The organism is Arachidicoccus sp., from assembly GCF_050436765.1.
Classification (GTDB): domain Bacteria; phylum Bacteroidota; class Bacteroidia; order Chitinophagales; family Chitinophagaceae; genus Arachidicoccus.
On the sequence record NZ_JBNQGD010000303.1, the window covers coordinates 1 to 7,612 of the forward strand.

Genomic DNA, 7,612 nt, shown 5'->3' on the forward strand with positions numbered 1-7,612 from the left:
TGGTTATTATGTTGATAGCTAAAATAGGACTGGCCAACACTATTCTTTTCTAAATCTTTTAAATATGCATTAGATAAATATTTGTCCAGTGGGATAAATAATTTTTTTTCTGCTGCGAACCCTATCCAGGGATGGTCTATGACCAATATATCAAATATCTCTACCAGCTTGTCAATTGGCTTATCCGCAAAATCCTGTAATGTTCTTTTGTCCCAAGTTATGCTGATTTCGTTAATTTCGTCAAATCGTTGAGCGGTAGCAATCATAGGCGTATAGCCTCGACTGTGATTCCAAGTTATTCCGTTTAAGTGTTTTTTTGAGCTCATGAATACTTATTAGTCATTCAAATATAAATATAATATTCATAAATAAAAAAATAAAATTCTAATAAAATTTCATGAACAATCAACAATGTATTAATTTTAACCAAATTTGTCTATAAAATCGAAAGAAAATAATGCCAGTAAAAAAGATAAAAGAAGAAGAAGAAATGGTCGTAACGGAAGTTAAATATCATGCACCAGCGCTTGAAAAAGGCTTAGATATATTGGAGTATATTTCTATGGAAGGAAAACCCGTTTCACAAACCGATATAGCCACCGGAATTGAAAAGAGTCCCAATGAAATTTATAGGATGTTGATCTGTTTGGAACATAGAGGCTATTTACTCAGGGATGATGTTTCAGGTAAATACAGGCCTTCAATGAAATTGTACAATTTATCCCATAGGCATTCACCAATAGATGAAATTAGGAAGGCTTCGCGATATCCGATGGACGATTTGGCTGAAAAAATCAAGCAGTCTTGTCATATTGGTGTACTCTATCAGGATAAATTAATTGTGATTTCTCAAGCCAGGAGCCCAGAGCCTATTGCCCTTTCTATAGAAGAAGGTAGTCTCTTCCCATTAATGCTTACTGCTTCCGGCAAAATTTTACTTGCTTTTATGGAAGAGAATTCAAGATTTGAATTACTTAGAAGAAATGACCTATTTAGTAGCTATTCTTTACGTAAGCAGCAAAAGTTCTTGGCTTCTTTGGAAGAAATTAGAGAAGAAGGTCATTATCTCACGCCAAGTGATTTGGCGACTGGTGTAATGGATATCACTGTACCAGTAAGAAATGGGAGCGAGGCGATCGCATCACTTACGATTTCTATTTTGATGACTCAAATGAAAGATACCATACCTGCCGAAAATATTGTCGCTGATGCTAAGTTGGCTGCACAGAAAATTTCTGCCAATCTCGGATTTAAAGTTAGTGGTTCCTAAATTGCGTCTCCTTAATTTCCATTTTTATGTGTTAAGAGATTGACTATATCGGCTTTCCTACTTTTAGGACTTACAATTAAGTCGATGAGTTTTCCATTTGTCAAGGTGCCTTCCACGACTGTCGCATAAGGTGCATGTAGTTTAAAATGAACATCCCAGTCTTTTGGCCAAGCGGGAAATAAATATATTTTTTTTCCATTGGTTTGTAAAAGCATTTCTTGCAAGCCAATCATTGCAGTTCCACCCCAGTTATGATCTGGTGTCCAGTCAAATCCAGGACCCCAAAAGGCGGGAAATCTATTTGGGCCGTTTTTTATTTTTTCAAGTTCCAGTTTTTCGGCTGCTTTGGTAAGACCCAATCTTGCAGCAAAAATGTTGTCTTGTTTCCATCCGACAAAACTTTTATTTTTTATAACCGTTGTGTCATAAAACCACGTGTTTCGAGCTGTATCTAAATTAGGTTTTCCAACTCCGTAAATGCCCCATGGAAATACAGGATAAAGCTGTGGTGATTCTACATTATTTATTCTTTCCCAAGCGGCTGCAGGAGAAATAGTCGTATGACCATTTACCATTCTAAACGAAATAGGTGGTATTCTGTGCAACATCGCTTGCCATTTTTCTTTTTCATTTTTTTGAAAATAACTATCAGGTAATTCTAGCAAATGTTGCAATACTGTTTTTAAGGCGGCTATAGTAGAGGATGAATTGTAAGTCATCTTGTAGGTTTCGCAAGCCGAACCGGGGAATAATACCAAATGTCCATTGGCATCCAATATTTTTCTTCCTCTTTTTCTTGCTAAATATTGATAATGTGCATCAAAAAAAGTCAGACAACTTTTGATAAGTGGCAAATATTTACTGATGTCTGAATTATTATAGAATTTAGTTTCCAATATCATATTACAAAACTCGAGATCGGTGTCCCAAAGATATTCCAGCCATGCATTATATTCCATCCCTTTATCGTAATTCAAGGGTCTCTTCCATCCATATTCACTGGGATTTGGCAAGCCGAAATCCTCTAATTGCTCTGTAAAACAAGCGCCTGGATGTTGCCAGTAAACTTCGGACCTGATTTCAGCAGTTTTAAGCAATCTGTTATAGAAGTTGAATTCAGATTGCATCATGTCATAATCACCACTTTTTAGCATCGGATAATAAATCAACCTTTGATTTTGCGCAGTGAAGGTACCTCCACCCCAATTTCTAAAGTCAGGTGTAAAAATATAATTACTATCCACTAAAACAGGATCAGTTGTAAAAAGCCCACCATTAAATTTAGTGGGGTATTTTCCATAAGCGTTGCAGGCAAGCATGTATCTGAAAAGTTGATAATTGCGGCCGGCACTCCAAACACCTGTATCTATATTTTGTTTGCTCGGATCAATGATAATAAAACTGCGCTCCCAAAATTGTTGCCACCAATTTTTATTTTTATCCCAAATAATAGAATTATTTTCTTTACTGATGTCATTACTTAGTTGATTAAGCGACTCGTTCCAAAGGGACTGATATATATATTGTCCCGTACAAAGCCCTATTTGAACTTCAATTTTTTTACTTTTATGCTTCGTCTTTAAAGCCCAAGCCCGATAAGGTGTGTTTAAATATTTTCCCATGGAAGTATTATCCGCTATCATATTTTTCCCTTGAACAAATCCGCCAAATGTCAAATTTTTAAGCGGGTCGAATAATTCGTTTTTTACACTATCCAAGCCTTGTTCTTTCACCGTTGCGTCAAATACCGTTGGCGATTCGTTTCTATGATAAAAGACTATTTTATTTTCATTGAAGGATACCTCGTCTTTGTGGGTCGTTATAATACCCTGGGGGGCAAACTTATAAGAGTTTTCATTGTTTTCTTTTCCCTTTACAATATGGTCTTTATATCGCCAATTTTCATAATAGAGGATTGCAGAGATTGCTTCCTTGCTTTTTACGTCTAAATGTATAACGGGCTGTTTTACTTCCACCCAAATATGGATGTTTGTTGTATTTTTTTCCCCATTTGAAATATAAATACTGCCATCTTTGAGATTTAATTCTTGTCGAAAATGTCCATTTGCAAATGGGTTCGGCCTTAATGTCAATCGTAGTCGACCTAACTTTAATAATGCATTATTTTCATCAAAAGTTCCGCTCCGAGCAACATAAAAAAATAAATCGTTTCCCTCTACCCACACGTTTAATCCTACATCGCCGCCACCACAAGGCATAGAAGCTCCTGCATTTTTACTTTGACTATTCCAAGAAATATTATACTGATTTAGTTTGGCGAATTGGGCGGATATTTTGGATGCAAAGAATAATCCAAAAATGATGGTAATAATTTGTAGCTGTTTCAAAATATCAAATTGATTCTTTAGTGATGCATTCTCACGAAATTACAGTTTTAATATTCAATTTTAAGCTTCGATTTTTTAGGAAGAAGTTAGAAAAGGATTTTATTGGATCCGTTTTAATCCGAATGGCGGCCTAAAGGGATAAGCGCTTGGATGTCTTTTATCACCAAAAAAGCGCTTATATTTTTTAGATTCGATGGTTTTAGTTTCTTTCGTTCTCCTGCTAGAAATTTACTTATTGTCGCCATTACTATAAAAATTGTTTTCTTCGTCTTCCTCGCCGATCTCTTCGTCCTGGTCATCTAGTTGTGCTCCCGGAATATCCAAGTCCTCTTCCTCGTTTTTTTCGTTTAAAATATCACCATCGTCATCAACATCGTCAACAGCCGCTTTTCGATTGGCTTTGTCGTCTTCTGAATCCGTTTGCTCTAATGCCTCTTTTTGGGATTCTGTGAGGTCTGAATATTTATCTTCGGTGTCGAGGTCGCTTGAATAAGCAGGCATATTATTTTGGAATAATCCCAAACCTTCTTCATCATCTGAGGCAATGGTTGTATCTGCCATTTCGCCCAGATATGGTGGATGAATATTCTCTTGACCGGGAATGTCGTTGACTTCGGGTAAATTTATTTCAAAACCCTCCTCGTTAAAATTAAGGTTTTCTGTTTGGTCTTTTTTTAAGTCTTTATTTTTCTTTGTGTTTTTCATTGTATATTTTTTTAAATGTGACCCAAATTCCATGCCATTGAGTTGGATTGATTGCCGCATTATAATTCATATCAAAGACCACTGGCTGCCAAACTGAATTGTGGAGATGATTCCTCAGATTGTATACGCTTTGAGAATATTTTGAACTTCTTCTCTTATCCCAGATTATTAGGATAATATAAAATGTTGATAATCAGCTTCAATAAAAAAAATGAATGAAAGTTTTTTTAGGAATATAATTTGTTTGCAGAAATTAATTGGCACTCAAACTTTCATAAACGGCGACAGCCAATTAAATTCTTATAAATACGTTAAATAAATACCTTATGTACACACAACAATACGATGTCTTCTTGCTTAGAATTATTGAAGCAAACCTTGACAGAATTGAGGGATATAAAAAAGCAAATTCTCTTATCAAAAAAACGTCATTTTTGACTTATTTATTTGATCAACGTATTAAGCAAAGTACGGCATATGTTGAGCGGTTGAATAATTTATTAGAAATGCAGGGTGCCAATGCTATCATTCGCAAATCAGCTTCGGGGTATCTATATAGGTATTGGCGGAGTATTAAATTTTATTTCTCGAAGGATAAAAATAAGTCGATTTTGTCCGCTTGTATAAATGAGGAAGAGAATTTGTTGCGTCAATATGAAGAAGTTTTGGCGAACGATGCTATCGACTTTTATTTCCCTTTATTAAGAAAAATATTGGAAAGGCAACGCGATAGAATTATTGTTATGCGCAATAAGTTAGATATCTATTTGGGAAAAGAAGAATCCTTTTATTTAAATCAGTCCAAATTGATCCCTTTAAACGAAGTAGGATAATTTTTTACAGGGATTGATTGTCGGTATCTCTAAAATATTGGAAAAATAATTACCTTATGTGACATTGTTAAATTATCGCGAAGTTTTGGTGCCGCCAACGATTCACCACAGGTGGCTTATAATTAACAGATCAAAAGATGGGGCCTCATTCTAAAAAATAAAGATTTTTGGGTTTTACTGCCCAAGACATATAAATAATTAGAAAAAATATAAATCCTCTTAGATAAGAAGTATTTTTGAGCAAATAATACTTCTTTTGGGAAAAATTAAAAAACATAAATTACCCTTTATCAGCATTACCTATTGGTTCTTACTCTTGTATATCGTCTCTGCATTGGTATGGTGGTTTATTTCGCTGGAGAGGCAAAATAATCAAATGTATATTTATCGATTTGAACAGTTGAAAAAAGATGAACCTTTTTATGCCGAGAAAATTTTGGCTTTGGATGATGCGAAAGCGAGAAAATCAATGCAATACATAGGAGAAGGGCTCACATTCTTTGTATTGATAATGGTGGGCGCTGCTTATGTTTATCAAGCCATTCGTCGGCAGATTAAAATTGCAGAACAACAGCAAAATTTCATGATGGCTATTACTCACGAATTGAAAACGCCGATTGCCGTTGCCCGACTTAATTTAGAAACCTTACAAAAAAGAAAATTGCAAGCGGAACAGCAAGAAAAGCTAATAGCTAATACGCTTATCGAGACCAATAGATTAAACACGCTGACGAGCAACATCCTAATTGCAGCACAATTAGAAGGGGGGAAGTACCACGCAGATTTTCAAAGCCTGCACCTTAGCAACTTAGTAGATCATTGTTTGAATAGCATTTCTGTACACTACCCCTCAAGACGGTTTACCTGCGATGTTGACAAAGATATATGGATCAATGGTGAGCCTCTTTTGATTCAAATATTGATCAACAACTTATTGGAGAATGCTGTAAAATATAGTACTCCGGGAAGCTTAATTGCGGTAAATCTTTCAAGGGAAAATAACCGGAGTATTCTTTCAATAATTGATGAAGGATTGGGTATTGCGGCTCATGAAAGGAAAAAGATATTCAATAAATTTTATCGTGTGGGAAGTGAGGCAATGCGTAAGACAAAAGGTACCGGACTGGGATTATTTATTTGTAAAAAAATTGTACAGGACCATAAAGGCAATATTACGGTGATTAATAATCTGCCACAAGGCAGTATCTTTATGGTACAAATACCTTTATTAAAAAGAAAGTAAATGAATACACAGCATAGCGGCAATATTTTATTGGTAGAAGACGAAGAAAATTTGCACGAAGCTCTAAAATTAAACCTGGAGATAGAAGGTTATACGGTTACGTCCGCATTTGATGGCAAAAAGGCTTTAGAGGCCGTGGGTAATGAATATTTTGATTTAATTATTATGGATATAATGTTGCCGGAATTAGACGGGATAAGTGCCACTGAGCACATTCGTATTCAGAATATTGATACACCCATTTTAATATTAAGCGCCAAGGATGCTACTGCGGACAAAATAACGGGCTTAAAAAAAGGTGCGGATGATTATCTTACCAAGCCCTTTGACCTGGAAGAATTGCTATTGCGTGTAGACAAGCTTATATTGAAAAATAGGAAGTTGCAAGATCGGGAAACGGTCGGAGAGGAGTATAGTTTTGGTAATAATCAAATATTTTTTAGTGCACAGGAGGCCGTTAACTGGCAAGGCAAAAAAATCGATCTGAGCAAAAAAGAAACAATGCTCTTAAAATTATTAATCGAAAATAAAAATGAAGTTGTCACACGTGAAAAGATACTTCAAGCTGTTTGGGGCTACAATGTATATCCGGCTACCCGAACTATCGATAACTTTATTTTAAGCTTTAGAAAATATTTCGAAAAAGATAGCCGTAATCTCCAATATTTTCACTCGGTCCGTGGCGTAGGTTATAAGTTTACTGATGAGATTTAGCGAATTAATGCTTTAATTTGTTTTAATACTTCTTCACGTTCAGATGCTGCTATCACTGGCATATACAATGCTTTGTTGCAACGATTAAGAATGTTTGTAACAGTAATAGTGGTTGAGGAATTCGTTTGCTGCAATTTCTTGAGCAATTCGTTTTCATCGCTTACACTAGTATGTAATTTGTCTTGCAAAAATTGAATCATCAATGCTTTTGCTAATGCAAAGAATTGATGAGCATCACTTTCTAATTGTAAATCCAAAAGAGAATCATTCAATATTTTCTTTTTCGCTTCAATATTTTCTTGCACGGCGCTTGCTGGAGCAGCAAGAAGCTCTTCTACGGGCTCTTTAATAATTACTTCTTTCTTCTTCTTAGATTTGTTTAGGCGCCAACTCAATAGCATAACTAATAAAAGGATCAAGGCAATTCCTATTATTATCCATAGGTACTTTTCGCTCCCTGCGTTGGTAATGATAGGCATTTCAGCTGATGGTGCTGCAG

General features: G+C 35.5%; 7 protein-coding genes and 1 pseudogene. 4 read left to right on the forward strand and 4 right to left on the reverse strand.

Going from position 1 to position 7,612, the window contains the following annotated elements; translation table 11 throughout:
- Positions 1-326 (reverse strand): annotated as a pseudogene (locus ACQR30_RS13210) (carbohydrate ABC transporter substrate-binding protein); the annotation flags it as partial.
- Positions 327-457: 131 nt separating this feature from the next.
- On the opposite strand from ACQR30_RS13210, the gene ACQR30_RS13215 reads away from it, so the two are divergent.
- Positions 458-1,270 carry an IclR family transcriptional regulator gene (locus tag ACQR30_RS13215; protein ID WP_429735868.1) on the forward strand — a complete coding sequence of 271 codons (813 nt, stop codon included), beginning with the start codon at positions 458-460 and terminating at the stop codon, positions 1,268-1,270.
- Between the two features lie 11 nt (positions 1,271-1,281).
- Here the strand turns inward: ACQR30_RS13215 and ACQR30_RS13220 are convergent, their stop codons facing one another.
- Positions 1,282-3,618 (reverse strand): DUF5703 domain-containing protein, encoded by a 2,337-nt coding sequence (locus ACQR30_RS13220; protein WP_429735871.1) that lies wholly within the window; start codon positions 3,616-3,618, stop codon positions 1,282-1,284.
- 228 nt (positions 3,619-3,846) lie between these two features.
- Positions 3,847-4,323, reverse strand: a complete 477-nt coding sequence (locus ACQR30_RS13225; protein WP_429735874.1) for a hypothetical protein — start codon at positions 4,321-4,323, stop codon at positions 3,847-3,849.
- A gap of 326 nt (positions 4,324-4,649) precedes the next feature.
- Between ACQR30_RS13225 and ACQR30_RS13230 the strand changes: the two genes are divergently transcribed.
- The 3 genes from ACQR30_RS13230 (at position 4,650) to ACQR30_RS13240 (ending at position 7,113) form a co-directional block, all read left to right on the forward strand.
- The gene (locus tag ACQR30_RS13230; RefSeq protein ID WP_429735877.1) at positions 4,650-5,156 is read left to right on the forward strand and encodes a PA2169 family four-helix-bundle protein; all 507 of its coding nucleotides are present in this window, start codon (positions 4,650-4,652) and stop codon (positions 5,154-5,156) included.
- 256 nt (positions 5,157-5,412) lie between these two features.
- Positions 5,413-6,399, forward strand: coding sequence for a sensor histidine kinase (locus tag ACQR30_RS13235; protein ID WP_429735880.1), 987 nt, complete (start codon positions 5,413-5,415; stop codon positions 6,397-6,399).
- Positions 6,400-7,113, forward strand: a complete 714-nt coding sequence (locus tag ACQR30_RS13240) for a response regulator transcription factor (protein ID WP_429735883.1) — start codon at positions 6,400-6,402, stop codon at positions 7,111-7,113.
- Here ACQR30_RS13240 and ACQR30_RS13245 read toward each other — a convergent pair.
- The coding region (locus tag ACQR30_RS13245; protein WP_429735885.1) for a hypothetical protein at positions 7,110-7,612 on the reverse strand (503 nt) is incomplete at its 5' end. The two genes, ACQR30_RS13240 and ACQR30_RS13245, sit on opposite strands and share 4 nt — an antisense overlap.